At 67.0% G+C, this 25736-nt stretch carries 19 protein-coding genes; 12 read left to right on the forward strand and 7 right to left on the reverse strand.

Annotation, left to right across the window (positions count from 1 at the left end):
- Window positions 1–88 precede the first annotated feature (88 nt).
- From ACILRJ_RS16525 to ACILRJ_RS16550, 6 genes are all read right to left on the reverse strand, one after another.
- Complete coding sequence (locus ACILRJ_RS16525; RefSeq protein WP_395684307.1) at window positions 89–2155, reverse strand: hypothetical protein; 2067 nt, start codon at window positions 2153–2155, stop codon at window positions 89–91.
- Window positions 2100–2549 (reverse strand): pilin, encoded by a 450-nt coding sequence (locus ACILRJ_RS16530; RefSeq protein WP_395684308.1) that lies wholly within the window; start codon window positions 2547–2549, stop codon window positions 2100–2102. The genes ACILRJ_RS16525 and ACILRJ_RS16530 overlap by 56 nt, the downstream gene beginning before the upstream one ends.
- 232 nt (window positions 2550–2781) lie before the next feature.
- Window positions 2782–5814: a spermine synthase gene (locus ACILRJ_RS16535; RefSeq protein WP_395684309.1), complete on the reverse strand. Its 3033-nt coding sequence runs from the start codon at window positions 5812–5814 to the stop codon at window positions 2782–2784.
- Between the two features lie 78 nt (window positions 5815–5892).
- Complete coding sequence (gene tfpZ / locus ACILRJ_RS16540) at window positions 5893–6636, reverse strand: TfpX/TfpZ family type IV pilin accessory protein (RefSeq protein ID WP_395684310.1); 744 nt, start codon at window positions 6634–6636, stop codon at window positions 5893–5895.
- Between the two features lie 322 nt (window positions 6637–6958).
- On the reverse strand, window positions 6959–8398 hold the full coding sequence (locus ACILRJ_RS16545) for a sigma-54-dependent transcriptional regulator (RefSeq protein WP_395684311.1): 1440 nt from the start codon (window positions 8396–8398) through the stop codon (window positions 6959–6961).
- Between the two features lie 96 nt (window positions 8399–8494).
- A complete protein-coding gene (locus ACILRJ_RS16550) occupies window positions 8495–10129 on the reverse strand; it encodes a sensor histidine kinase (RefSeq protein WP_395684312.1) in 1635 nt (544 codons plus the stop codon).
- Window positions 10130–10394: 265 nt separating this feature from the next.
- Here ACILRJ_RS16550 and sucC point away from each other — a divergent pair, with 265 nt between their 5' ends.
- The 4 genes from sucC to ACILRJ_RS16570 all read left to right on the forward strand — a co-directional run bounded on the left by sucC (window position 10395) and on the right by ACILRJ_RS16570 (window position 17269).
- Entirely contained in the window at window positions 10395–11564 is a 1170-nt protein-coding gene (gene sucC / locus ACILRJ_RS16555; protein WP_395684313.1) for an ADP-forming succinate--CoA ligase subunit beta, read from the forward strand.
- A gap of 73 nt (window positions 11565–11637) precedes the next feature.
- Window positions 11638–12510 carry a succinate--CoA ligase subunit alpha gene (sucD, locus tag ACILRJ_RS16560; protein ID WP_395684314.1) on the forward strand — a complete coding sequence of 291 codons (873 nt, stop codon included), beginning with the start codon at window positions 11638–11640 and terminating at the stop codon, window positions 12508–12510.
- Window positions 12511–12859: 349 nt separating this feature from the next.
- The gene (locus tag ACILRJ_RS16565) at window positions 12860–15535 is read left to right on the forward strand and encodes a cadherin-like domain-containing protein (protein ID WP_395684315.1); all 2676 of its coding nucleotides are present in this window, start codon (window positions 12860–12862) and stop codon (window positions 15533–15535) included.
- Between the two features lie 66 nt (window positions 15536–15601).
- Entirely contained in the window at window positions 15602–17269 is a 1668-nt protein-coding gene (locus ACILRJ_RS16570; protein WP_395684316.1) for an NAD+ synthase, read from the forward strand.
- A gap of 49 nt (window positions 17270–17318) precedes the next feature.
- Here the strand turns inward: ACILRJ_RS16570 and ACILRJ_RS16575 are convergent, their stop codons facing one another.
- Window positions 17319–18161 (reverse strand): outer membrane protein assembly factor BamD, encoded by an 843-nt coding sequence (locus ACILRJ_RS16575; RefSeq protein WP_395684317.1) that lies wholly within the window; start codon window positions 18159–18161, stop codon window positions 17319–17321.
- 172 nt (window positions 18162–18333) lie between these two features.
- Here ACILRJ_RS16575 and rluD point away from each other — a divergent pair, with 172 nt between their 5' ends.
- The 8 genes from rluD to ACILRJ_RS16615 all read left to right on the forward strand — a co-directional run bounded on the left by rluD (window position 18334) and on the right by ACILRJ_RS16615 (window position 25596).
- Complete coding sequence (gene rluD / locus ACILRJ_RS16580) at window positions 18334–19317, forward strand: 23S rRNA pseudouridine(1911/1915/1917) synthase RluD (RefSeq protein ID WP_395684318.1); 984 nt, start codon at window positions 18334–18336, stop codon at window positions 19315–19317.
- Complete coding sequence (gene pgeF / locus ACILRJ_RS16585) at window positions 19307–20068, forward strand: peptidoglycan editing factor PgeF (RefSeq protein ID WP_395684319.1); 762 nt, start codon at window positions 19307–19309, stop codon at window positions 20066–20068. Before rluD ends, pgeF begins: the two co-directional genes overlap by 11 nt.
- On the forward strand, window positions 20065–20586 hold the full coding sequence (locus tag ACILRJ_RS16590; protein WP_395684320.1) for a DUF4166 domain-containing protein: 522 nt from the start codon (window positions 20065–20067) through the stop codon (window positions 20584–20586). Before pgeF ends, ACILRJ_RS16590 begins: the two co-directional genes overlap by 4 nt.
- Window positions 20576–20986, forward strand: a complete 411-nt coding sequence (locus ACILRJ_RS16595; protein WP_395684321.1) for a thiol-disulfide oxidoreductase DCC family protein — start codon at window positions 20576–20578, stop codon at window positions 20984–20986. The genes ACILRJ_RS16590 and ACILRJ_RS16595 overlap by 11 nt, the downstream gene beginning before the upstream one ends.
- Before the next feature lie 141 nt (window positions 20987–21127).
- A complete protein-coding gene (clpB, locus tag ACILRJ_RS16600) occupies window positions 21128–23713 on the forward strand; it encodes an ATP-dependent chaperone ClpB (RefSeq protein WP_395684322.1) in 2586 nt (861 codons plus the stop codon).
- Between the two features lie 119 nt (window positions 23714–23832).
- Entirely contained in the window at window positions 23833–24468 is a 636-nt protein-coding gene (locus tag ACILRJ_RS16605; protein WP_395684323.1) for a CDGSH iron-sulfur domain-containing protein, read from the forward strand.
- Window positions 24469–24540: 72 nt separating this feature from the next.
- The gene (locus ACILRJ_RS16610) at window positions 24541–24858 is read left to right on the forward strand and encodes an FmdB family zinc ribbon protein (RefSeq protein WP_395684324.1); all 318 of its coding nucleotides are present in this window, start codon (window positions 24541–24543) and stop codon (window positions 24856–24858) included.
- Between the two features lie 78 nt (window positions 24859–24936).
- Complete coding sequence (locus ACILRJ_RS16615; protein ID WP_395684325.1) at window positions 24937–25596, forward strand: DUF3011 domain-containing protein; 660 nt, start codon at window positions 24937–24939, stop codon at window positions 25594–25596.
- Window positions 25597–25736 lie beyond the last annotated feature (140 nt).

Below are 25736 nucleotides of genomic sequence, written 5' to 3' on the forward strand. Positions count from 1 at the left end.
ATAGGAGGTGCTGACCATCAGGACCTGGAGCGCGCGGCTCGACAACTCCGCCGTCGTCTGCGGACAAGGTGTCGGCTGCGGTTGCAGATCAGTTCCCGATCTGCCGCTTGAGCTCGTCGATGTCCTTGTCATGCAGACCTATCTTGTCGAGGCGTTGCGCGGCCTTCAGGTGATCGGTGGCAGTCATCCGGTCGCCAGTGGCAAGGGCGATCTTGGCCAGATTGAGCTCGAAGTACGCGTTGGTGGGATCGGTGGCGGCCGCCTTCGTCGTGAGGCGGACTGCCTCCTGGTGATCGTGCACGACATTGAAAATGTACGCGCCATAGTCATTGAACATCATCGCCCGCACCTGCGGTCGCCAGCGCGGGTTGGCCAGCGCCGCGTCGAACAAGGTTGCCACGTCCGATGGGGTCAGTGCGAGTTGGCTGTCGGATGCGGCGACGAGCAGTTGAAGGAACGGATTGGCCTGCTCGTTCGAGGCTGCGTTTCGCAGGCGAACGGCGAGGTCGGCGACCTCCTCTGGTGGCACCGGGCCGGCGGTGCCACGCAACAGGATCATCGACACGCCCGGAAACACCTGGCGTGGATCCAGCTCCGCAGCGCGTTTCAGATAGGCGATGGCCGCGGGAGTGGCTGTCTTGAGTGTTCCGTCACGCGCAGCGGCCGCCGCTATTGCCCTTCCGGCTTCATATTGCGAGCGCGAGGACAGTGGGTGGTGCGCCACGTCGGCGAGCGCCAGCGAAAGAGCGCTCCCCCAACTGTCCGCGCGAACGGCCGTGATGCCGCCAAGCAGGACGATGGCGAATGCGGCAAATGCAGCGAGGCCCTTGCGCGAGGGCCAGAAGGGCGCGCGCGCCGACGCAAGCAGGCAAACCGCCGTCAGCAACGGGCCCGCCATGGGCAGGTAGTTGCGGTGCTCGAACACGAGCTCGAGCGGGAAGATCGTCGATTCGAGCGAATGGCCGATAAAGAACCAGGCGACGCCGAAGGCGAACACGGGAAGGCGCGTGCGCAGCAGCCACGCGCTTGCGCACAGTGCGGCGAGGAACGCGATCGACAGCGCGGTGGTGATGGGGGAGAACAGGCTCGCCGACACCGCAATGTCATCGTGATACATGCCCATGAACGACGGCATTGGCACGAAGATCCAGACGAGGTAGTCGCACAGCACGCGCGCTTCCGACAGCAGGCGCGTGTAAAGCGTGAAGCCGTTGCGTGCGTATGCGAGGGATTCCGGATGCATGGCGACGTAGGCCGCATACAGCACGAGTGGCAGCGCGACGCTCAGGCCGAAGAATGCGAGCAAGATCCTGCGCTTGCCGGCAGAAGCCGCGAAACGGAAGGCCAGGCATTCGATTGCGAACGCATACATCGCGATCAGGGCCCCGTTCTCCTTGCTGAAGACTGCGAGCAGGCCGAATACGCACAGGCCCGCGATCCCGACCAGCAGGCCCGGCTCGCCACGCAGCATGCGCAACCTGCCTTCGGCATAGCACAGCAGGCCCATCAGCGTGAACATCGTCGCGAGCAGGTTCATGCGCTGCACGATGTAGAGCACGCTGCTGACCTGTAGCGGATGCAACAGCCATGCACCAATCGCAATTGTTGCGAGCACTTCAGGACGAAAGGCGCCATCCTGCGGGAGTACCCGGTTTGCGATACGGTGGAATATCGCGTACAGCAGCACGCCGTTGAGCAGATGGATCGCGAGATTCACCAGCTTGAACGCGAACGGGTCCATGCCGAACCCATACACGTTGAGGCCGAACGACAGCATGCTGATCGGGCGGCGCAGCAAGCCGGAGCCGGTCAGGAGCATGACCGCGAACCAGTCCGGCTTGTCGCCATTCTGGATCGACTGCAGTGCAGGATTGGTGACGATGTTCGGGAAATCATCGAACAGGAAGTCGCCGCCAAGTCCGCGCACGTAGATGCACGCACAGGCGGCGCACAGGGCGGCGAGCCAGAAACGGGTATCGGAGAGCACCCGGTACACGTGTCTATCCATCGGGCCTCCGAGGATTACAGATTGGCGATGATAGCGGGCACAAAAAAACGCCGCCCGAAGGCGGCGTCGTTTCGAAGCAATTACTTGCGAATCAACGGCAAAGCGACGGCACGTACTTGGCCGGGATCGTCGTGCCGGCGGCCGCATTGCAGCTCCACTCGAGCACGTCGGTCGTACCGGCGCTGGGTGCCGACTTCAGGACGTAGGCCTTGCCGCCCGCGGTGTAGAGGTCAGCAACGCCCGTCGTCGTGATCGTGATGACGCCGACATTGGTAGCACCGGTAACCTTCGTGCTGGCGATGTACTTGGTCGTGTTGTTGTTGCAGCCCGCGCTCGAAATGTTCGGCGGAACGTGGCCCTGGCCCTCGTAGAACTCCACGATGGAGTTCTTGCAGGCATCGCCGGCGACGACGACTTCGCTGAGCTTGGCGCGGACCATGTAGTCCTGGTACGCCGGCAGCGCGATCGCGGCCAAGATCGCGATGATCGCGACCACGATCATCAACTCGATGAGCGTGAAGCCTTTCTGGATCTTGTTCATGGTGAATCCTCTGGTATGGATGTAACGGTTTGCCCCTAGAGCCGCCAACCTTGCCAGGCGGGCCCGCTTCCGCGATCGCTTCATCTGACTGGCGATCGACGGCTCGCAGGGTAGGAGATAGCAGCTTCCATGCCAAGCTCCTGAAGAGCGACCAGCTCACAAAAAAAAAAAGACCGGTCCCGATCCTGAGATGCACGTCTCAGCTTGCCGGACAGGGCATGCAGGAATTGTCCTAATCTGACAATTTATGGCCGCCGATCTTGTCCGACGCCGCTTCGTGCCGCGCCCGATCGGCCAGCGCCAGCATGTACGCGCGATACGCGAGCGTCATGCCGTTGCCCGACACCGTCCGACCCAGTGAGCGATCAATCGACTCCACAGCGGCGGCATCGCCGTTGGCGAGTGCGCCGAGCATCGCCGCGCGCAGCAACCAGTCTCTTGCCGTCAGCGACCAATTGCGGCTGCGGATCGGCAGGATGTCTGCCGCCGAGTGCTGCACGGTTGGCCAGTCCTGCCGAGCGAGCGCCGAGATGATCGTGAGCAAGGATCGCAGACCTTCGCTCTCGTGGTCACAGGAAATCCATGTCGGGCTTGTCCAGAGCGCTTGCGCACGTTCGCGTGGAAGGTACGGGATCGTGCGCGCAGCAAGGTCAACGAGCGTATCAGCCAGTGGCCCTTCCATCGATTCGGGCGCGTTGCACGCACCGGCCAACGTTCTGGCGAGCGCGATCTTCGAAGAAATGGACAGGTCCTCGATGCGGGTGGAAAGTTTGCCGCTTTCCAGTGCATCGGCAAGGCGGACGGCGGCGTGGCTGTTCTTGCTGAAGTCGAAAATGGGGTTCTCGACGGTCGCCGTCGCTGGCGGGAGTCTTCCGACCACGGCGCGGTAGGGCAGGTCGGCAACGGGAAGGTGCAGCAGAGCGTCTGCCGATGTGACGGTGAAGCGCGTCTTCGGAGCCTCAAGCGAGAGCGTCGGGTGGAAGTCCGACGTCATGCGAGACGACAGCGCCTCGAACAGTGGTTCGAGCGAACGGCGATCGCCGATCTGGTGTGCGAGCACGTCCTGTTTCGTGCCAATGCCGACTCGCTCCAGTTCCTCTTTCAGCACCGGCGTCTGCAGCAGGCCTTCGTCCAGATCGCCGACCATGCCATCGGCGCGAGCGACGATCAGCATGTCGGTGTTGTTCGAGAGGTAGATCCGGTAGTCCTGGAACGAGGCCGACAGCGCATTGGCCACGGAGGCGACGAGTTCTTCGTTGATCTCGTACAACTGCAGCCACTGCACGAACAGTCCGCCACTCTCGAGGTGGCGCGGCACGAAATGGTAGAACTCGCGGCTGAAGAGGCCCGCGACACCGGACACCCAGGGGTTGGATGGTTCCGCGACGATGATGTCGTAGCGCGCGCGATGCGCGGCGAAATACGTCTTGGCGTCCTCGATGTGCAGGTGCGAACGCGGGTCAGTGAATGCTCGCGCCACGCGCTGGCCGAAGACGTGCGCGCCTTCGATCATCGCCGGCTCGATCTCGATCGTGTCGACGCTCGCAAGCCGCGGGTCGCCGAGCAGCGTATGTGTGGTCAGCCCGGAGCCGAAGCCGATGACGGCCGCCGTGCGCGCGTCGGTCTTGTGCATGAGGGGCAGGACGCCGGCGAGGATCATCGTGCTCTCGTCGGCCGTTGGTTCGGCGTCGGCCGCCATCTGGATGCCGGCGTCGACCTTGCCATTGGTGCTGATCGTGACCAGCCCGTTCGGATAGACGCGCGTGCTGACGCTCGCGGTCTTGCCGTCCCGGTAGGAGAGCACCTTCACGCCTTGCGGTGCCATCCTTGCGAAACCTGAGCGGTAGACTCCCGAGCTCATCGCATCCGCGTCGAAACGGGCCAGCGTCAGCGTCGCAACCAGAGCCGCCGCGCAGCCGGCGAGCGCCCACAGGTAGCGCGCATCCGGGACACGGGCGGACGCGCCGGTCCGGCGCAACAGCACCAATCCGAGCGCGAGATCACCCGCGGCGCCAATGCACATCGCGAGCTTCAGGCCGAGCACGGGCACGAGGAAATGCACCGCAGCGAATACACCGACGATCGCGCCGACCGTATTGGCCGCGTAGATGCGCCCGACGCTGGCTTCGCCACCGCCGTTGTGCAGCAGCGCGAACGTGAACAGGGGCAGCGTCATGCCGGCAAAGAAGGCGGCAGGCGCCATCAGGAGCATTGAGACCGATGCGGTGACGAAGTTGTACAGCGTATAGCCGCCGTCGCTGCGCGACAGCGCCTTCATGAACCAGGCGACCCAATCGAACGAGCGGTCGTACAGCATCAGGCTCGCCAGCGCCGCGATCCCCATGCCGATCTGTACCCAGCCACCGACGCGGATCGGCTGCGCGTAGCCGTCGATGCGCTTGCGGATCCACAGGCCGCCGAAGGCGAGCCCGCCAATGAACGCGGCGAGCATCAGCTCGAATGCGTGCACGGTGCTGCCGAACGCGAGGCTGAGCATGCGCACCCAGCCGATCTCGTAGACGAACGACGTTGCGCCGGTGATGAAGGCGGCGACCAGCAGCAGGCGAGCGATTCCGCTGCGATCCTGCGGCGTATCGGTTGTTGCCATCGGCGCCTGTGGCTGTTCCGGCGAACGCGCGAGCAGCCATGCGGCGATGGCGACGACGAGGTTCAATGCGGCGCCGAAGCGCATCGCGCCGGGCAGACCGACAGCCGGCAACAGCACAAATGTTGCGAACAGGGCGCCGATCGCGGCGCCCATGCTGTTGGTGAAATAGAGCCCGCCGAGAATCGCGCCGTCCCCCTTGCGCAGGCGACGCATCAGGCCGTTGCTCATCAACGGAAACGTGGTGCCAAGCAGGATTGCCTGCGGCAGGATCAACAGGGCACCGCTGGTCCATTTGAACAGTTGTACCGCCGAGCTTCCCGGCATCGCCGGGAACGCGCTGTCATAGGCGAATCCGGTCACGCCAAGGTAGATTGGGTGAAATAGTGCTGCGGCGACGCCGATGACCAGTTCGATGGCCGCATACGCACGCAACAGGTTGCGCCATTGCAGGCTGCGCCGGCTCGCCCACCAGGCACCGATCGCCATGCCGCCCATGAAGATCGCGAGCACGAGGCTCTGCGCATAGGCCGCGTGACCGAGGTAGAGGCCAAGGTACTGCGACCAGATCGACTGGTAGATCAGCCCGGCGCAACCTGATAGTGCAAAGACGAATAGCGCAGCCGGTCCGAGCCAGCGTGACCCGCGATCTTCAGACATTTTGCATTCCCCAGCCCTGGACCTCGCGGAGCATACGCGACGCGCCGCGGATTTCGTATCGGGCGCGCTGCCCGCTGGTCACCAGGGATCGATCTGCAAGGCATCCAGTGGCTGGCCGCTGGTTCCGTCGAGCAACATCGTGAGGCTGACCCGTGGCGCCTGCAGCGGCAGCCAGACCACATCGGCGGTTGTTCGGTGGTGGTCGCGCAACCATGACTCGATGATGGGCGCAGCTTCCGCATGCTGTTTTGTCAGCGCATCGAGCGGCTTGGCCTTGTGCAGAAGTGCAGCGGCGACATCGGCGTAGTCGACGTAATACTGCGGGAGAACATCGATGTCCTTGCCGCCAGGGCCGGCGAGGACGAGCTTGTTGCGTTCGTGCACGTCGGTCGGCGGCAGCGCTCCGATCAGGCGTGGTCCGGTCCAGGGTGGTCCGCGGAATTCCGGTTTGACCGCCTTCGCATAGTCTTCATCGTCGATGTCATTCGCCACCACCAGGTTGAAGCGATCTACATTTCCAACCACGAAGGCCGGCCGTGCGCGTACGACAACGGACGTGCCATAGAGAAATGCGCATGCCTGCGCGATCGCAATGACGGTGAGGTCGAATCGCATGCCCCATTTGCCGGCGCGGAACACGATCAGGGTGAGCAAGGGGCCCAGCACGACGTCGACGCCGAGCAGGAGCACGACCAGCTTGTCGGCGCCCGCGGCATGGCTGTAGGGGCGCGGATACCAGACGCCGAAGATCAGCGTCGCGGCGATCAGTCCGATCAAGGCGCTGATCGAGACGTGGATTCCGGCGGCCTTCCAGCGTGACATGGATGCATCTCTGGGCGAGGTCTGCCAAATATAGGCGAATGAACCGGCACGGAAAACCCGGCACGCGCGCGCGACTCGCAGGACCTGCAATTGAGGGCGGGGCATCCGTTTCAGTCCGCGTCCTCAACGATATCCAATCACGTGCTGCCAATCCGGCGGCCCGGGGCGCGAAGATGGCAAGGTGTCGGATCGCGGTCGGTGGTCGCCGCGGGCGCGCGAGCCGTGCAGGACGATCGCATCGGCTAAAGGCGGGTCGGCAATGCGGGCGATGAATGCGTCTGCGGAGATCCGGCAACGGCCGGACGGCATCGATCGCAGGAGCCTACTCGATGCCGAGCTTCTCGAGCCGATAGCGCAATTGCCGCAGCGTCAACCCGAGCTGCTTGGCGGCCGCCGTGCGGTTCCAGCGCGTGGCCTCGAGCGCCTTCATGATCGCGGCGCGTTCGGTTTCGGCGACCGCTGCGGCGAGGTCGCTCGGGAAGCCTTCATCTTCCGGCGGTTCGGGGGTGAACGGCACTGCCGCGCCGCGGGAAGGCGCTTCGAAGGATGCGCTCGTCTGCGGGGCACCGGTCGGCGTGTTCGACCATGCGTCCGCGTAGGCTGCCGCCGAGCGCTCGCCCGCGACGAGGCGCAGGTCGCTGGCGCCGATGCTGTTGTTCTCGCACAGCGCGACCGCGCGTTCGAGCACGTTCTCGAGTTCGCGCACGTTGCCGGGGAAATCGTAGGCGAGCAGCGACTTCAGCGCTTCCGGCTCGAGTCGCGCCGGTGCGCCGCCACCGTCCTTGGCGAGGCGTTCGAGCACGCGTCCGGCGAGCTTGGGGATGTCCTCGCGGCGGTCGCGCAGCGGCGGAACCTTCAGCTCGATCACGTTGATGCGGTAGAACAGGTCCTGTCTGAACGAGCCGAGCTCGACCAGTCGCGCGAGGTTCTTGTGCGTCGCCGAGAGGATGCGCACGTCGACGCCGACTTCGGCGCGCGCGCCGATCGGGCGCACGGCTTTTTCCTGGATCACGCGCAGCAGCTTCACCTGCATGTGCATCGGCAGTTCCGCGACTTCGTCGAGGAACAGGGTGCCGCCCTGGGCGGCATGGAACAGGCCGTCCTTGTCGGCCTGAGCGCCGGTGAAGCTGCCGCGCTTGTGGCCGAAGAATTCGCTTTCCATGAGTTCCGACGGGATCGCGCCGCAGTTGACCGGCACGAACGGTGCGGCCGCACGCGGGCCGAGCTCGTGGATCAGGCGCGCGACGAGTTCCTTGCCGGTGCCCGATTCGCCGGCGATGTAGACCGGCGCCTGGCTGCGCGCGACCTTGGCGATCGTCGCGCGCAATTCGTTCATCGGCGCCGAGTCGCCGATCAGCTTGTTGCCGCTGCTCGACTGCTCGGCGCGCTTTTCCTCGGACAGCTTCAGCGCGGTCTGGACCAGCCGGCGCAGCACGCTGATGTCGACCGGCTTGGACACGAAGTCGAACGCGCCGGCCTTCAGCGCGTCGACTGCGGCGTCGACGTTGCCGTACGCGGTGATCATCGCGATCGGCGTTTCCGGGTACTGCGCGGCGACCAGCGCGATGATCTCCTGGCCGGAGCCGTCGGGCAGGCGCATGTCGGTAAAGCACAATGCGTACCGGCGGTCGGCGAGGCGCTGGCGCGCTTCGGCGACAGTCGCGGCTGTCTCGACGATCAGGTCCATCCGGCCGAGCGTCAGCGTCAGCAGCTCGCGGATGTCGCGTTCGTCGTCGATGACCAGTGCGTAGTGCTTGCTCATGCCGTCAGGGTCGGTCGCGCGGGGGCAGGATATCGCGCAAGAGTAATTGGCGTGGCGCGCCAAGGCAAAGGCCGTGCGTTCGCGTCGCGCGGTCCATCAGGCGGACTGCGGCGTGATGCGCGAGGCCAACAGGGTACCGGCCGGCGTGAGGGTGATGCGGAAACAGGCGCCGCCGCCTGCGACCGGCACGTATTCGAGCGAAGCCTGACTCGCCTCGCTCATCTGCTTGGCGAGGTACAGGCCAAGGCCGGTGCCGTATTCGTGCGTGGTGTAGAACGGCTCGAAGATCTGCGCGGCGACTTTCGGCGGAATGCCGGGGCCGCGATCGATGACCTCGAGCAGCGGCGGGCCTTTGTCGACCGCTAGGCGCGCGACCACGGTCACCCGCGCCGGCTGGTTGGGTTGCCGGCCGTAGCGCAGGGCGTTCTGCACGAGGTTCCACATCACCTGCTGCAGGTGTTGCGGATCGACCATCGCTTCCAGCCTGCGGTTGTGGGTCACCGCGCGCAGCTGATCCTGGCCGAGGTCGTTGGACTGCTTGTAGTCCTCGACGAACGCGAGCACCCAGGCGTTCAGGTCGATCGTCTCCGGGCGCGAGCGCTCGCGCCGCGAGAGCTGCAGGATGTTCTCGACGACGTCGTTCGCGCGCGTGCAGTGGTTGTTGATGATGTCGACGAGGCGCTTGTCCTCGGCGTTGAGTTCGGGCGACTCGGCCAGCAACTGCGCCGAATAGCGGATCGCCGCGAGCGGGTTGCGGATCTCGTGCGCGATCGACGCCGACAGGCGACCCAGCGAGGACAGGGTCAGTTCCTCGGCGCGCCGCGACAGCAGCGAGGTGTCGTCGAGGAAGATCAGCACGTTGGTGTCGTCGTTCGGCGCGAGACGGGTGAAACGCGGGATCACCTCGGGCACGTCGTGCGCGAGCGCGACCGCGGTCTGGTCGGACTTGCCGGTATGGCGCCAGTGGTACAGCCGCCGCGACAGTTCTGCCGCGACTGAGCCGAGCTCGCGCTGCCCCGGGGGCGGGTTGCCGATCAGGTGCCAGGCGGATTCGTTGATGCGCAGGATGTGGTTGGCGCGGTCGACCAGCAGGACGCCGGTCTTCATGCGCTGGATGATGAGGTCGTTGATCTGCTCCAGGTTGAGCAGGTCGACACCGCGCTGGGCGGCGAGGTCCTCGGCCGCGCGCATGTGGCCGCCGAGGTAGCGCAGCAGGGCCGCGACGATGAAGTAGGCCACCACGATGACGATGACCTCGACTCCGCTCGATGCGGGTCCGCCGGCCATCGAGTCGAACAGATAGGGAACCGTCACGCCGATCGCGGCGATCATCGCGAAGACGTAGGCCCGGTGCGGCAGCAGCAGGGCAGCGATGCCGACGTTCACCAGCAACATCATCGGCACCAGGCTGTGCCCGGACAGTGCGATCAGCACGAGCGAGGCGGCGACGATATCGATCAGCAGGGACGAGCTGATCGTGCCGGCGAGGCGCGCGCGCAGGCGTTCCGTGCCGACCAGCAGGGCGATCGCGATGACGATGTAGATGACCGCCGCGACCTGGCCCAGCATCGGCCGCGTCACGCGCACCCATTCGACCGCAAACGGGCTGAACACGAGGCCGGCATAGACCACGGCTTCGAGGCAGCGGTAGAGATTGAAAAAATAGAGCTCGCGCCGGGTGATGTCGCCCGGAGAGGCAGCCGTGCTTTGCACGTTCGGTCCCGCGGTCACGTCTGTTCCATGTGGCCGGAGTATAGCCTGATGAGGGCTGGGCGCTGGGGGCTTGGGGGCTGGGGGTTCGCCGCGCGTCTCGACTGCGCTCGCTACCGCTCGCTGCGCTCAACGCGAACGGATTGGGGTGCGTTTTGATTTCCCCGTCCCCATCCCCGAGAATAGGCGACCCCGTTTCGCCGGCCTCGCGCCGGCGCGCTCCCCGGATCGTGCTGCCGCGGTGTCCTTCGCGCCGCGCACGCGTCCCTCCGCACAAGGTGCCTGCATGAATTTCCACGAATACCAAGCCAAGGAACTGTTCGCCGAGTACGGCATCCCGGTACCGCCGGGCAAGGTCGCGTCGACCCCCGAGCAGGCGGTCGAAGCCGCCCAGGCGCTCGGTGGCGGGCAGTGGATGGTCAAGGCGCAGATCCACGCCGGTGGCCGCGGCAAGGCGGGCGGCGTGAAGTTCTGCAAGTCGGTCGACGAGGTCAAGGCCGCGGCGGCGGGCATGCTCGGCCGCAAGATGGAAACCTACCAGTCCGGTGGCCGCGCATTGCCGGTCAATCTGGTGCTGGTCACCGACGCGACCGACATCGCCAAGGAGCTGTACCTGTCGATCCTGGTCGATCGCGGCAGCAAGACGGTCTCGTTCATCGCCTCCGCGCAGGGTGGCGTCGACATCGAGCAGGTCGCGCGCGACACCCCGGAAGACATCCACACGATCGAGGTGAACTTCGTCGAGGGCCTGCAGCCGTACCAGTGTCGCAAGCTCGGCTTCGACATGGGCCTCAATGCGAAGCAGGCGAACCAGCTGACCAAGATCATGCTCGGCCTGTACAAGCTGTTCAACGAGAAGGACCTCGCGCTGGTCGAGCTCAACCCGCTCGCGATCGTCGCCTCGGGCGACCTCATGGCGCTCGACGGCAAGGTCAATTCCGACGACAACGCCGAGTTCCGCCATCCGAAGCTGGCCGCGATGCGCGACGAGTCGCAGGAAGACGCAGCCGAAGCGGCGGCGATCCGCAACAACCTCAACTACGTCACGATGGACGGCGACATCGGCTGCATGGTCAACGGCGCCGGCCTTGCGATGGCGACGATGGACGTGATCAAGCTCGCCGGCGGCGAGCCGGCGAACTTCCTCGACGTTGGTGGTGGCGCGACCAAGGAGCGCGTGACCGAGGCGTTCAAGCTGATCCTGTCGTCGGACAAGGTGCAGGCGATCCTCGTCAACATCTTCGGCGGCATCGTGCGCTGCGACCTGATCGCGGAAGGCATCATCGCCGCGGTCAAGGAAGTCGGCCTGAAGATTCCGGTCGTCGTGCGCCTGCAGGGCACGAACGTCGAGAAGGGGCGCGAGCTGCTGGCCAATTCCGGCCTCGCGATCACGCCCGCCGACGATCTCAACGACGCCGCGCAGAAGGCCGTCGCTTCGGTCAAGAAAGCGGCATAACAGCGGTGGGCCCAAGCCCACCCTACCCATTCTTACAGGGTGGGCCCCGGCCCGCCGTCCTCAAAGGCTTCCCATGAGCGTTTTGGTCAACAAGAACACCAAGGTCATCACCCAGGGCTTCACCGGCCAGCAGGGCACGTTCCATTCCGAGCAGGCGCTCGACTACGGCACCAAGCTGGTCGGAGGCGTGACCCCGGGCAAGGGCGGCAGCACCCACATCGGCCTGCCGGTCTACGACACCGTGCAGGGCGCGGTCGACGACACCGGCGCGGATGCATCGATGATCTTCGTGCCGCCTCCGTTCGCGGCCGATGCGATCCTCGAAGCGGCCGACGCCGGCATCAAGGTCATCGTCGCGATCACCGAGGGCATCCCGGTGCTCGACATGCTGCGCGTGAAGAACGTGCTGCAACAGTACCCGGATACGGTGCTGGTCGGCCCGAACTGTCCCGGCATCATCACGCCGGGCGAATGCAAGATCGGCATCATGCCCGGCCACATCCACAAGCCGGGCAAGGTCGGCATCGTGTCGCGTTCCGGCACGCTGACCTACGAGGCGGTGTTCCAGACCACCAACGTCGGACTCGGCCAGTCGACCTGCATCGGCATCGGCGGCGATCCGATCAACGGCCTCAACTTCATCGATTGCCTCAAGCTGTTCCAGGACGATCCGCAGACCGAAGGCATCATCATGGTCGGCGAGATCGGCGGCAGCGCCGAAGAGGAAGCCGCCGACTTCATCGCCGAGTACGTGACCAAGCCGGTTGTCGCGTTCATCGCCGGCGCCTCCGCCCCGGCCGGCAAGCGCATGGGCCATGCCGGCGCGATCATCTCCGGCGGCAAGGGCACGGCGGCCGCGAAGTTCGAAGCGCTCGAAAAGGCCGGCGTGACAACCGTGAAATCGCCGGCCGACCTCGGCAAGACGCTCGCGGCGAAGATGAAGTGATCCACCGCTTGCCCGGCTGACACGACGAGGCCGCGGAGCGATCCGCGGCCTTTCTTTTGTGATGTCCAGGGACCGGACGACAAATGCTCCGGGCATTTGCTGCCCCGTCCGACATTCCTTTGTCCCGGTGCGCTGGTATCGCGGGCATCGGCGCAAGGAGCATCGCGGCTTCCGCCGCTCGCACCGGGCCGCTGCTGCGCTTGTGGGAGCGGCGGAAGCCGCGATGCTCTTCGCCCGGCCCGGCGCCATCACCGCCCCCCCTCCAGGCAACGGCGTTTGCCGGGCGATGTAATCGCCGGCACGAAACGACGTAGGATGCACCCAGCGTCGCCATGCCAGGGGAGAGAACATGCGCCGTCGCCTCGTTTTGCTGTTCGCTGTCGCGTGTTGCGCGGTCGCTTCCGCGCAGATCCTGCCGCAGGACCCGAACGACGACGGCGTGCCGTCGGTCACCGATCCGTCCGTGCCGCTCAGCTACGTCGGCAACGACGGCAGCGTGTCGATCGGCGTCAATCGAGAAGGACAAACCGAAGGCCAGCTGCTCGGGGTTTTCGCGCGCAACAACGCCCGCGCCCTCGTGGGCCAGATCTGGTGGGATCGCGCCGGCGCCGGCGGCGCGCAGGCCGACTTCAACTGGCTCTGGGGCGGTGACCCGATCGCTGCGCGCGAGCATCCCGACCGGGCGACGGTCAGTCGCCTCAGCTTCGCGCTCGACCAGAATGCCCAACACGACCGCAAGGCGACGCTCGGCTTCGGCGTCGAGCGGCGCGACTACTCGATCGAGGCCTGGCTCGCGCACGGGGTCAGCGGCGCGCGCGCGGCCGGCCACGCCTTGCATGACGATCTCGCCCAACTGGGTGGCAGCGACGACATCGGCGCCTACACCCAGGTCGAGACCACAACCACCGACACGCTGTTCGAGAGCAAGGCGTACGGCACCGAAATCGGGGTGCAGTTCGGCCATGTGTTCGAGCCCATGGCGATGCGCGTGCACGGCGGTGCCAGCACGGCCGATGGTGACGGCGCGCGCGCAACGACGTTCTCGCTCGGCCTCGACACGCCGCTCGGCACGCGTGGCTGGGGCCTGTCCGCTCTCGCGGAGCATGTCGCGCGCAGCGGCGGCGCCGGCAGTGGCAGTGATGATCGCCTGTCGGTTTTCCTGCGTTACGAATTCGGTCGCAGCAGTTCGTTCGCACCGACCGCGCAGTTGCAGGATCCGGCCTGGATCACGCGCTCGCTTGCGCGACCATCGAGCGCGCACCCGCGCACGGTCGAAAGCTATCGCCGCACCCGCTCGCAGACGGTATCGGTGACGCGTGGTCCGCGCCAGTACACCAACCATTTCCCGATTGCGCAGGCCGACGGCGCGAGCACGCCCCCCGGCGTCGCCGTGACGATCAACGTGGTCGCGAATGACACCGATGCCGACGGCGATGCGCTCAGCGTGAGCGCGGTGACGCCGCCGGCGCACGGCAGCGCGGTCGCGTCCGGCGGGAACATCGTCTACACGCCGGTAGCCGGCTTCAGCGGCGCCGACGCATTCGCCTACACGGTCAGCGACGGTCGCGGCGGCAGCGCGAGCGCCAACGTGGCGGTGAGCGTCGGTGGGGGGCCTTCGAACCAGCCGCCGGTCGCGCGCGACGACAGCGCCGCGACTTCATTCGGCCAGACGGTGAGGATCAACGTGCTGGCGAACGACGGCGATCCGGACGGCGATCCGCTCGTGATCGCGAGCGTCGGCGCGCCGGCGCACGGCACCGCGAGCATTTCCGGGCAGAGCATCCTCTACGTGCCGACGCCCGGCTACATCGGCCCGGACCTCTTCACCTACACCATCGAGGACGGCCAGGGCGGCAGCGCGACCGCGACGGTGACGATCACGGTCGCCGCGCAGCCGAACCGCAACCCGGTTGCGCGCCCGGACGCGGCCACCGTCACGACCGGCCAGATCGTCACCATCGACGTGCTCGCGAACGACAACGACGTCGACGGTGACGCGCTGACCGTGATCGCACTGGGCGCGCCCCAGCACGGCGCGGTCGCGATCTTCGGCAACCAGGTCCAGTACGCGAGCGTGGCCGGTTACGCTGGCCCGGACTCCTTCACGTACACGATCAGCGACGGCCGTGGCGGCAATGCCAGCGCGACCGTCACGATCAACGTGGTGCCACTGCCGAACCGGCCACCGGTCGCCGTCAACGACAATGCGTCCACCACGTTTGCCGCATCGGTCGCGATCGCGGTGCTGGCGAACGACAGCGATCCGGACGGTGATCCACTGACGATCACCGCGACGACGCCGCCGACGTTCGGCACGATCGTGGTGGCGGGTGGGTCGATCACCTATACCGCGAACGCGGCCGGCACCGTCGGCGTCGACACGTTCACCTACACGATTTCGGACGGTCGTGGCGGCACCGCGACGGCGACTGTCTCGGTGACCGTCACCGCGGTCACGAACCAGCCGCCGACCGCGGTCGATGACAACGCGACGACGCCCTTCGGCCAGCCGGTCACCATCGCAGTGCTCGCGAACGATTCCGACCCCGACGGCGACCCGCTCGTGATCGCGAGCGTGACGCCGGCGTCGAACGGCACGGCGACGATTGCCGGCAACGCGATCGTCTACACGCCCGGCCCGGGCTTCAACGGCCTCGACCGCTTCGCCTACACGATAAGCGACGGGCGCGGCGGCGTTGCGACGGCCTTCGTCACCGTGGTCGTGTCGCCGGCGCCGAACCAGCCGCCGGTCGCGGTCGCCGACACCGGCGGACTCAACCAGACCGTGATTCCGGTGCTCGCCAACGACTCCGACCCGGACGGCGATCCGCTGACGATCATCGGCGTCACCATGCCGGTGGACCCCAACGGTGCGCCGGCCGGCACGGTCGCGATCACCGGCAACACGGTGACGTGGATACCGCCCGCGGGTTTCCTCAACTCGGCGACCTTCACCTACACCATCAGCGACGGCCGCGGCGGCACCGCGACCGCGATCGTCAACGTCGTCACGGGCATTCCGTGACGGCATCGGTTTGCGAGGGCGGCGCGGCCTTACAATCCGCGTCGCCTCCGTGAACCGTCGCCGCACATGTCCAGGCTCCGCATCGCCCTCGCCCAGTTCGATTTTCCGGTCGGTGCCGTCGCGCACAACGAGCAACGCATCGCCGCGTTGATTGCACAGGCGCGCGAGGTCCACGCCGCCGACGTCGTGCTGTTCCCGGAACTTGCGCTGAGCGGCTATCCGCCGGAAGACCTGTTGCTCCGACCGAGCTTCCTTGCCGAATGCGAAGCCGCGCTTGGGCGGATCGCATCCGGCGTGCGCGGCATCGTCGCGATCGTTGGCTGGCCGCAGGCCGCCGGCGCGGTCGTCTACAACGCGGCCAGCGTGCTGCGCGATGGTACGGTCGCCGCGACCTACCGCAAGCGCGAGTTGCCGAACTACGCCGTGTTCGACGAGCGACGCTACTTCGACGTCGACCCGGATCGCGACGACTGCGTGTTCGAGATCGATGGCGTCCGGGTCGGCCTGATCATCTGCGAGGACGTCTGGTTCGCCGAACCACTGGCGAGCACGCTGGCTGCCGGCGCCGAGCTGGTGCTGGTGCCGAACGCGTCGCCGTTCGAGCGCGACAAGCACGGCCAGCGCGATGCCCTGCTGGCGCAGCGCGTGCGCGAGTCGCAGCAGGGTGGGGTCGGCGTAGGCATCGCCTATCTCAACGCGGTCGGTGGCCAGGACGCGGTGGTGTTCGACGGCGCCTCGGTGCTTGCCGACGGCGACGGCCACGTGCATGCGGCCGCGCGCGCGTTCGAGGACCACTGGCTGGTCACCGACTACGACGCGTCGACGCGCCGCTTCTCGCCAGTCGCCTGGCCGGCCGAGGAGGACGAAAGTCGCGACGCGCTCGCGTGGCGCGCAATCGTGCGTGGCACCCGCGACTATTGCGCGAAGAACGGTTTCGACAAGGTCTGGATCGGGTTGTCCGGCGGCATCGATTCGGCGCTCGTGCTCAGCGTGGCGGTCGACGCGCTCGGCGCCGGCAACGTGACCGGCGTGCGGATGCCGTCGCGCTACACCTCCGATCTCAGCAACGACCTCGCCGACGAGCAGGCGAAAGCGCTCGGCGTGAAGATCATCACCGTTCCGATCGAAACTCCGTTCCAGGGCTTCCTCGACGCGCTCGCTCCCGCCTTTTCGGCCCACGCGCCTCCGCCCGCAGGATCCAACTCCGACGTAGCCGCCGAAAACCTCCAGTCGCGTTGCCGAGGTGCGATCCTGATGGCGCTGTCGAACAAGTTCGGCGGCCTCGTGCTCACGACCGGCAACAAGAGCGAGTATGCGGTCGGCTACGCGACCATCTACGGCGACATGTGCGGCGGCTACGCGCCGATCAAGGACCTCTACAAGACCGAGGTGTTCGCGCTCGCGCGCTGGCGCAACGCGATCGCCGGCGCTCCGGTGATTCCGCCGGAGGTGATCGCGCGACCGCCGTCGGCGGAGCTGCGCGAAAACCAGACCGACCAGGATTCGCTGCCGCCCTACGACGTGCTCGATGCGATCCTGTTGCGCCACGTCGACGGCGAACAGTCGCGCGAGGAGATCGTGCGCGCCGGTTTCGATCCCGCCGTGGTCGAGCGCGTGCTGCGCCTGGTGCGCATCAGCGAGTGGAAACGCCAGCAGGCCGCACCAGGCCCGAAGGTGTCGCGCCGCGCGTTCGGTCGCGAGCGCCGTTATCCCATTACGTCAGGCTGGCGGTAAGGGCGTCTCGGCGGCAGGGCGGTACGCGCGCAGCGCGTGCCGCCGAAGATCATCCGCGGTTCGACAGCGGAATCAGCTTCCACCAGTTCGAGCGGTAGTGCGGCCAGTTGCCGTGCAACGAGGCATGGTCGGGGTAGTTGAGCTTGAGCACGCGCTCGGCGTCGTCGGCGAGCTTGTCCTGGCCGAGCTTGCGGTAGCTGCGCACCATGACCGCGAGCGCATCGCCGGCCTGGGGCGTCTGCGGGTACGTCTCGATGACGGCCTTCGCGCGGTTCGAGGCGGCGACGTAGGCTTCACGCTTGAGGTAGAACAGCGCGATGTTGAGATCGGCCTGCGCCATCATGTTGCGCAGGGCCACCATGCGCTGGCGCGCATCCGCGCTGTAGATGCTTTGCGGATAACGGCTGAGCAGCGCGCCGAAATCGTCGAACGACTGGCGCAGGTTGGCCTGGTCGCGCTTGGTCATGTCCTGGCCGACGTAGCGCTCGAGGAACCCGCCCGAGCGGTTGAAGTTGATCAGCCCGCGCAGGTAGTACGCGTAGTCGACATGGCGATGGGTCGGGTAGGTCTTGATGAAGCGGTTGATGGTCGAATACGCGTCGTCCGGCTTGTCGTCCTTGTACTGCGCGTAGGCGAGGTTGAGCTGCGCCTGCTCGGTGTACGGGCCGAACGGGAAGCGCGAGTTCAGGCGCGTGAACGACCGGATCGCCAGGTCGTTGTTGCCGGCATCGAGGCCGTCGACGCCCTTTCGATACAGTTCCTCGACCGTCATCGTGTCCATCGGGTCGCCCTTCCTGGCGCCGCGATGGAACAGGGAACAGCCGGCCAGCGCGACGATCAGCACGAGCATCACGGTGCGCAGGATGAAGCGGAAGCTTGGGGAGACTCGCATGCGGATGGCAGGCTCTGCGATGATGGACGGGATGGGGTAGGCCGCACGGCCGTGGCCGCCGGAGCGCGCCGGATCGGCCGGCCCGCGGTGCCTCGGGGCACCTCGCGAAGCGCCGATCATAACCTGAAACGTCGCCGGCGCTGGTAGCGCGCGGCGGCAGGACCCGCCTGCAATGACCGAAACCGAATCGCACCTGAACACGCAACGCCTCGACACGACCATTCCCGAGCATCTCGCCGGGCGCCGTTTCGACCAGGCGCTGGCCGAGCTGTTCCCGGATTTCTCGCGTTCGCGCCTGACCGCGTGGATCAAGGCCGGGGCCGCGCGCCTGGATGGCGAAGCAGCCGCGCCGCGGCAGATCGTCCGCGGCGGCGAGGCGGTCGCGCTCGACGTGCTGATGGAGCGCGAGATCGGTGCGCAGGCCGAGGACATCCCGCTCGACATCCGCTACGAGGACGCCGACCTCATCGTCGTCAACAAGCCGCCCGGCCTGGTCGTGCATCCGGGCGCCGGCAATCCGGCCGGCACCCTGCAGAACGCGCTGCTGCATCACGATCCCAAACTCGCCGAGATCCCGCGCGGCGGCATCGTGCACCGCCTCGACAAGGACACCTCCGGCCTGATGGTCGTCGCGCGCACGCTGCGCGCGCACACCTCGCTGGTCGAGCAGTTGTCCGAACGCGACGTGCATCGCCAGTACGCCGCGATCGTGTATGGCGCGATGGTCGCCGGTGGCCGCGTCGACGAGCCGATCGGCCGCCATTCGCACGACCGCCTGAAGCAGGCGGTGCGCGAGGACGGACGCGAGGCGATCACGCATTACCGCGTGCGCGAGCGGTTCCGCACCATGACCCTGGTCGAATGCCGCCTCGAAACCGGGCGCACCCACCAGATCCGCGTGCACATGGCGCACGTCAAGCATCCGCTGGTCGGCGATGCGCAATACGGCGGCCTGCTGAAGCTGCCGAAGGGTGCCTCGGTGGAGCTCGTCGATGCCTTGCGCGCATTCAAGCGCCAGGCGTTGCACGCCGAGAAGCTCGAATTCGTCCATCCGAAGACCGGCAAGCCACTCACGATCGAAGCAGAGCGACCGGCCGACATGGAGCGCCTGCTCGCCGCGCTGCGGGTCGACGTCAAGGAGCACGGTGAACGCTGATGCGGCGCTGGCCGACGGTGCGTTGATCCTCCCGGACTGGCCCGCGCCGTCCAACGTGCGTGCCTGCGTGACGACGCGCGCGATGCCCGGCCATTCACTGGCGCCGTTCGATCGATTCAATCTCGGCACGCGCTGCGGCGACGTGCCGCAGGCGGTTGCGGCGAATCGCGCGGCGCTGATCGCGCGCGCAGGCCTGCCGGCGCCACCGCGCTGGCTGCGCCAGGTGCACGGGACTGCGGTGCACGAAGCGCACGCGATGCCGATCGAGGCGGAACCCGAAGCCGATGCGGCCGTGACGATGCAGGCGGGCGTGGTGCTCGCCGTGCTCACCGCCGACTGCCTGCCGGTGCTGTTCTGCACCGACGACGGCAGCGCGGTCGGCGTCGCGCACGCCGGCTGGCGCGGCCTCGCTGCGGGCGTGCTCGAGGCGACGATCGCCTCGTTGCGCGTGGCGCCGGCGCGGCTGCTTGCGTGGATCGGTCCGGCGATCGGCGCCGCGTCATACGAAGTCGGCGACGAGGTGCGTGGTGCCTTCGTCGACGCCGAAGCCGGCAGCGCCGCTGCGTTCGTCGCAACCCGACCGGGCCACTGGCGCTGCGACCTGCCGGCACTCGCGCGCCGGCGTCTCGCCGGCGCCGGGGTCGCGCGCGTGGAGGGTGGCGGTTTCGACACGTTCCGCGACGAACGCCTCTATTCGTATCGGCGCGAACGCGACACAGGCCGCTTCGCGACGCTGGTCTGGATCGCGTGACGGCGCTGTTCGAACGCCTGCTCGGCGGCGCGTTCGAGACGCTGCCCGCATGCGTGCGCAGGCTGCATCGTGCGGCCGGCACGCACCGCTATCGCGGCGAGGTCGAGGTCGAGCGCGGGCATCATCCGCTGGCGCGGCTGTGCGCCTGGGCCACGCGCCTGCCGCCGGAAGGACAAGTGCCGATCGAGGTCGCCATCGCCGCCGATGCCGATGGCGAGCACTGGTCGCGCCACGTCGGCGGCCACGTCATGCCATCGCACCTGCGCGAGCGCGGCGGCTTGCTGCACGAACGCCTTGGCCTGGCCACGTTCGTGTTCCGCCTGAGCGCGCGCGAAGGCGGCCTCGAATGGTCGGTCGTGCAGGCACGCGCGCTCGGCGTGCCGTTGCCGGCGCGCTGGTTCGTCGGCGTCACCGCACGCGAGAGCGAGGTGGATGGCCACTACCATTTCGAGGTGCGCGCAGCGCTGCCGCTCGCGGGCCTGCTCGTGCACTACCGGGGCTGGCTCGATGTCGGCTGAGCAGCGCGACGCGGCGATCATCGTCTTCGACGGCGATTGCGCGCTGTGCAGCGGCTGGGTGCGTTTCCTGCTGCGCCACGACCGCGACGCGCGCTACCGCTTCGCCGCGATGCAGACCACCGCCGGCCGCGCGTTGCTCGCCGCGCATGGCCTCGATCCGGACGATCCGAGTTCGTTGCTGTTGCTCGAAGGCGACGCGGCATGGACGGACACCGATGCCATTCGCCGCGTGGTGGGCAGTCTCGGCGGTGCCTTCAGGGCGGCGCACGCGCTCGCCTGGATACCGAAGCCGCTGCGCGACCGCATCTACCGCTTCGTCGCACGCCACCGCTACCGCTGGTTCGGCCGCAACGCAACCTGCTTCGTGCCGACGCCGGAACAGCGCGCACGCTTCCTGTAGGCCGGTGCCCGCGCCGTGCGTGACGGCGGAGCCTGCCGGCGCAGCACCATGCTCGCTTGAATCGAGGGCGCGTTCACCCCATTTCGTCGCCAGCCGGTCGCCCGCCGCGCGGCCTCCAACTTCGACAGGACATCCGCCACCATGCGAATGGACAAACTCACTTCCCGCTTCCAGCAGGCGCTCGCCGATGCGCAGAGCCTCGCGGTCGGACGCGACCACAACATGCTGGAGCCGGTCCACCTGACGGCGGCACTGCTCGAACAGCAGGGCGGCTCGACCATCCCGCTGCTGGCGCAGGCGGGCGTCAACGTGCCTGCGCTGCGCACGCGCATCGGGCAGATCCTCGACAAGCTGCCGAAGGTCGCCGGGCAGGAAGGCAACATCAATGTCTCGAACGACCTCAACCGCCTGCTCAACCTCACCGACAAGCTCGCCCAGCAGCGTGGCGATGCGTTCATCGCGTCGGAACTGTTCGTGCTCGCCGCGCTCGACGACAAGGGCGAGGTCGGCGCGGCGCTGAAGGCGGTTGGCGCGACCAAGGCGAACATCGAAGCGGCCATCGAGAAGGTGCGCGGTGGCGAAAAAGTGCAGTCGGAAAATGCCGAGGACCAGCGCCAGTCGCTGGAGAAGTACACGATCGACCTGACCGCGCGGTCCGAGAAGGGCAAGCTCGATCCGGTGATCGGGCGCGACGAGGAAATCCGCCGCGTGATCCAGGTGCTGCAGCGGCGCACCAAGAACAACCCCGTGCTGATCGGCGAACCCGGCGTCGGCAAGACCGCGATCGTCGAAGGCCTCGCGCAGCGCATCATCAACGACGAAGTGCCCGAGGGCCTGCGCGGCAAGCGCGTGCTCTCGCTCGACATGGGCGCGCTGATCGCCGGCGCGAAATTCCGCGGCGAGTTCGAGGAGCGCCTCAAGGGCGTCCTCAGCGACCTGTCCAAGCAGGAAGGACAGGTGATCCTGTTCATCGACGAGCTGCACACGATGGTCGGCGCCGGCAAGGCCGAAGGCGCGATGGACGCGGGCAACATGTTGAAGCCCGCGCTCGCGCGCGGCGAGCTGCACTGCATCGGCGCGACCACGCTCGACGAATACCGCAAGTACATCGAGAAGGATGCCGCGCTCGAGCGGCGCTTCCAGAAGGTGTTCGTCGGCGAACCGAGCGTCGAGGACACCATCGCGATCCTGCGCGGCCTGAAGGAAAAATACGCGGTGCACCACGGCGTAGAGATCACCGACCCGGCGATCGTCGCCGCGGCGACGCTGTCGAACCGCTACATCGCGGACCGCCAGCTGCCGGACAAGGCGATCGACCTCATGGACGAAGCGGCGTCGCGCATCCGCATGGAGATCGATTCCAAGCCGGAGGAACTCGACCGCAAGGAGCGCCGGCTGATCCAGCTGAAGATCCAGCGCGAGGCGCTGAAGAAGGAAAAGGATTCCGAGTCGAAGCAGCGCCTGGCCGACCTCGAGAGCGAGATCGGCGTGCTCGAACGCGCGTATTCCGACCTCGACGAAGTGTGGAAGTCGGAGAAGGCGACCCTGCAGGGCGCGACGAAGATCAAGGAGCAGATCGAGGCGGCGCGCCTCGAACTGGAAGCCGCGCAGCGCCGCCAGGACTACGCGAAGATGAGCGAGATCCAGTACGGGCGCCTGCCCGAACTCGACAAGCAGCTCAAGGCCGCGCAGGAAGCCGAGACGAAGGGTTTCACCCTGCTGCAGGACAAGGTCACCGCGGAGGAAATCGCCGAGGTCGTCGCGCGCTGGACCGGCATCCCGGTTTCGAAGATGCTCGAAGGCGAGCGCGAGAAGCTGCTGCGCATGGAAGACGAACTGCATCGCAACGTGGTCGGCCAGGACGAGGCCGTGCGCGCGGTCAGCGACGCGATCCGCCGCTCGCGCGCGGGCCTGTCCGATCCGAACCGCCCGAACGGTTCGTTCCTGTTCCTCGGCCCGACCGGCGTCGGCAAGACCGAGCTGTGCAAGGCGCTCGCGGGTTTCCTGTTCGATTCGACCGAAGCGATGGTGCGCATCGACATGAGCGAGTTCATGGAGAAGCATTCCGTGAGCCGCCTGATCGGCGCGCCTCCCGGTTACGTCGGCTACGAGGAAGGCGGCTATCTCACCGAGGCCGTGCGCCGCCGCCCGTACAGCGTGATCCTGCTCGACGAAGTCGAGAAGGCGCACCACGACGTGTTCAACATCCTGCTGCAGGTACTCGACGACGGTCGCCTCACCGACGGCCAGGGTCGCACCGTCGATTTCCGCAACACGGTGATCGTGATGACCTCGAACCTCGGTTCGCAGTTCATCCAGGAGTACGCCGGCACCGATGACGAGCAGGCGTACACGCAGATGAAGGCATCGGTGATGGGCGTCGTGCAGGCGCACTTCCGGCCCGAGTTCATCAACCGCCTCGACGAGATCGTGGTGTTCCGCGCGCTCGACAAGACGCAGATCCGCGCGATCGCGCGCATCCAGACCGGGTATCTGGCCAAGCGGCTCGCCGAGCGCCAGCTGAAGCTGGAACTGTCCGACAAGTCGCTCGACCTGCTCGGCAACGTCGGCTTCGATCCCGTCTACGGTGCCCGTCCGCTCAAGCGCGCGATCCAGCAGCAGCTCGAGAATCCGCTGGCCAAGGAAATCCTCGAGGGCCGTTTCCAGCCGGGCGACACGATTGCGGTGGACGCCGAAGGCGGCAAGCTCGCTTTCCGCAAGACATAGGGTGGGCCTCGGCCCACCGCTGCGTAGCCCTGGCCGATTGCGGCGGGCCGAGGCCCGCCCTACGATCGGTGCCGACAAGCATCGACCCTGCAGCACGATGCGGAGCGGAGGAAGCGGCGATGGCAACCGAGGTCGTCAAGGGCAAGTCGGTCACGGTGCATTTCGACGGGCAGCGCTGCGTGCATTCGCGCAACTGCGTGCTCGATCACCCGGACGTGTTCGTGCCGAACGTCGAGGGCGACTGGATCCATCCCGACGCGGCGAGCGCGGACGAGCTCATGCGCATCGCGAAGAATTGCCCGTCCGGAGCGATTCGCTGCGAACGCCATGACGGCGGCGAGGGCGAGGCCGCGCCGATCGTCAACACCGTGCGCGTGCGCGAGAACGGTCCGCTCGCATTCAACGCGCCGTTGCGCATGCGCGGTGTCGACGATGGCCTGCGCGCGACCCTGTGCCGCTGCGGTGCCTCCAAACGCAAGCCGTGGTGCGACGGCAGTCATGCCGACCTCGGTTTCAGCGCCACCGGCGAACCGGCGGTCGTCGCCTCGCAGCCGCTGGCGTCGCGCGACGGCGAATTGCGGGCGGAGCCACAGAAGGACGGGCCACTCAAGGTCAGCGGCAACCTGGAAATCGTCAGCGGCACCGGCCATACCCTCAATCGCGTCACGGAAACGTTCCTGTGCCGCTGCGGGCAGTCGCGCAACAAGCCGTATTGCGACGGCAGCCACCGCAAGGCCGGTTTCGTCGCCGAATGAGGTCGGGGGCTTGAATTGGCGCGGCATATCCGCATAGTCGCGAACCCGCGCCATCGTCGTACCGAGGTCCAGATGCCGATCTACGAATTCGAATGCACCGCCTGCAAGGCCGTGTTCGACCGCCTGCAGAAGTTGTCCGATCCGGATCCGCTCGACTGTCCCGAATGCGGCAAGCCGCAGGTGAAGCGACGCCTGAGCGCGCCGCAGTTCCGGCTTGCCGGTGGCGGCTGGTACGAGACCGACTTCAAGAAGGAGGGCGACACCAAGCGCAACCTCGCCGGCAAGGACGAGGCTCCGAAGGTGGACGCGAAGCCGGAAGCGAAAGCGAACGCTGCGGCGACGGAGAGCAAGCCGGCGCCCGCCCCGAAGGCGGACGGCAGCGCCAGCTGACCCTGCTTCGGTCCTGTTCAGTTTCGAGGGCTAGACTGCCTGGGCATCCACAAGCCAACCAAACCCAGGGAGTAGGTCATGCTCAAGCCCGTCCACGGAATCATCGCCCTCACGTTATCCGTCTGCGCGGTATCCGCTGCAGCTGCGCCCGATGCATTGCCACTCGCGTCCGCGCTCCGCGCGACCGCAGCAGCGCAGTACAACAACGACTGGCAGCCGGGACCCGGTTGGGATCGCGACATCGACGTGCGCTGCGCGAGCGAGGGTTACCAGTACAACATGTGCCAGGTCGATACCGGCCGCGGCAGCGATGTGCGACTCGTCAGCCAGATCTCCAAGACCCGTTGCGTCGAAGGCAGCAGCTGGGGCTGGAATCGCGCCGGCATCTGGGTCGACCAGGGTTGCGAAGGCGTGTTCCGCGTGCAGCGCCGCTGGAAAGGCGGCGAAGGCGGGCGGCATGGCGGCCACCATGCCGGCGGCGGCGGATATGCCGGCGGCGATGGCGACTGGCGGCCGGGTCCCGATTGGGATCGCGCCATTCGCGTGCGCTGTGCCAGCAACGGCTTCGAGTACAACATGTGCCAGGTCGACACCGGTCGTGGCAGCGACGTGACGATCGCCAAGCAGATCTCGAAGACGCGCTGCATGGAAGGCCGCAACTGGGGCTGGAACCGCGCCGGCATCTGGGTCGACCAGGGCTGCGAGGCCGAGTTCGTCGTCCAGCGTCGCTGGCGGTGACGTCCATGGAGGGACCGAATGCCGGTCCATAAGCGCTCCCCGCGCTTATGGACACTTCCCACATCCCTGTGGGTCGGAATTGCAGGAGCAAATTCCGGCGGGTAGATGGATCGGAAATGCCCGCTTCGGCGGGCATTTTC

This window comes from Dokdonella sp., assembly GCF_044227025.1.
In the GTDB taxonomy this organism is placed as follows: domain Bacteria; phylum Pseudomonadota; class Gammaproteobacteria; order Xanthomonadales; family Rhodanobacteraceae; genus Dokdonella_A.

Excerpts from the sequence above, each read along its gene's own strand:
- ACILRJ_RS16525 (WP_395684307.1), bottom strand. The coding sequence starts at position 2,155 with ATGCGGCCGCCGGCACGACGATCCCGGCCAAGTACGTGCCGTCGCTTT.
- ACILRJ_RS16530 (WP_395684308.1), bottom strand. The coding sequence starts at position 2,549 with ATGAACAAGATCCAGAAAGGCTTCACGCTCATCGAGTTGATGATCGTG.
- ACILRJ_RS16535 (WP_395684309.1), bottom strand. The coding sequence starts at position 5,814 with ATGTCTGAAGATCGCGGGTCACGCTGGCTCGGACCGGCTGCGCTATTC.
- tfpZ (WP_395684310.1), bottom strand. The coding sequence starts at position 6,636 with ATGTCACGCTGGAAGGCCGCCGGAATCCACGTCTCGATCAGCGCCTTG.
- ACILRJ_RS16545 (WP_395684311.1), bottom strand. The coding sequence starts at position 8,398 with ATGAGCAAGCACTACGCACTGGTCATCGACGACGAACGCGACATCCGC.
- sucC (WP_395684313.1), top strand. The coding sequence starts at position 10,395 with ATGAATTTCCACGAATACCAAGCCAAGGAACTGTTCGCCGAGTACGGC.
- sucD (WP_395684314.1), top strand. The coding sequence starts at position 11,638 with ATGAGCGTTTTGGTCAACAAGAACACCAAGGTCATCACCCAGGGCTTC.
- ACILRJ_RS16565 (WP_395684315.1), top strand. The coding sequence starts at position 12,860 with ATGCGCCGTCGCCTCGTTTTGCTGTTCGCTGTCGCGTGTTGCGCGGTC.
- ACILRJ_RS16570 (WP_395684316.1), top strand. The coding sequence starts at position 15,602 with ATGTCCAGGCTCCGCATCGCCCTCGCCCAGTTCGATTTTCCGGTCGGT.
- ACILRJ_RS16575 (WP_395684317.1), bottom strand. The coding sequence starts at position 18,161 with ATGCGAGTCTCCCCAAGCTTCCGCTTCATCCTGCGCACCGTGATGCTC.
- rluD (WP_395684318.1), top strand. The coding sequence starts at position 18,334 with ATGACCGAAACCGAATCGCACCTGAACACGCAACGCCTCGACACGACC.
- ACILRJ_RS16595 (WP_395684321.1), top strand. The coding sequence starts at position 20,576 with ATGTCGGCTGAGCAGCGCGACGCGGCGATCATCGTCTTCGACGGCGAT.
- clpB (WP_395684322.1), top strand. The coding sequence starts at position 21,128 with ATGCGAATGGACAAACTCACTTCCCGCTTCCAGCAGGCGCTCGCCGAT.
- ACILRJ_RS16605 (WP_395684323.1), top strand. The coding sequence starts at position 23,833 with ATGGCAACCGAGGTCGTCAAGGGCAAGTCGGTCACGGTGCATTTCGAC.
- ACILRJ_RS16610 (WP_395684324.1), top strand. The coding sequence starts at position 24,541 with ATGCCGATCTACGAATTCGAATGCACCGCCTGCAAGGCCGTGTTCGAC.
- ACILRJ_RS16615 (WP_395684325.1), top strand. The coding sequence starts at position 24,937 with ATGCTCAAGCCCGTCCACGGAATCATCGCCCTCACGTTATCCGTCTGC.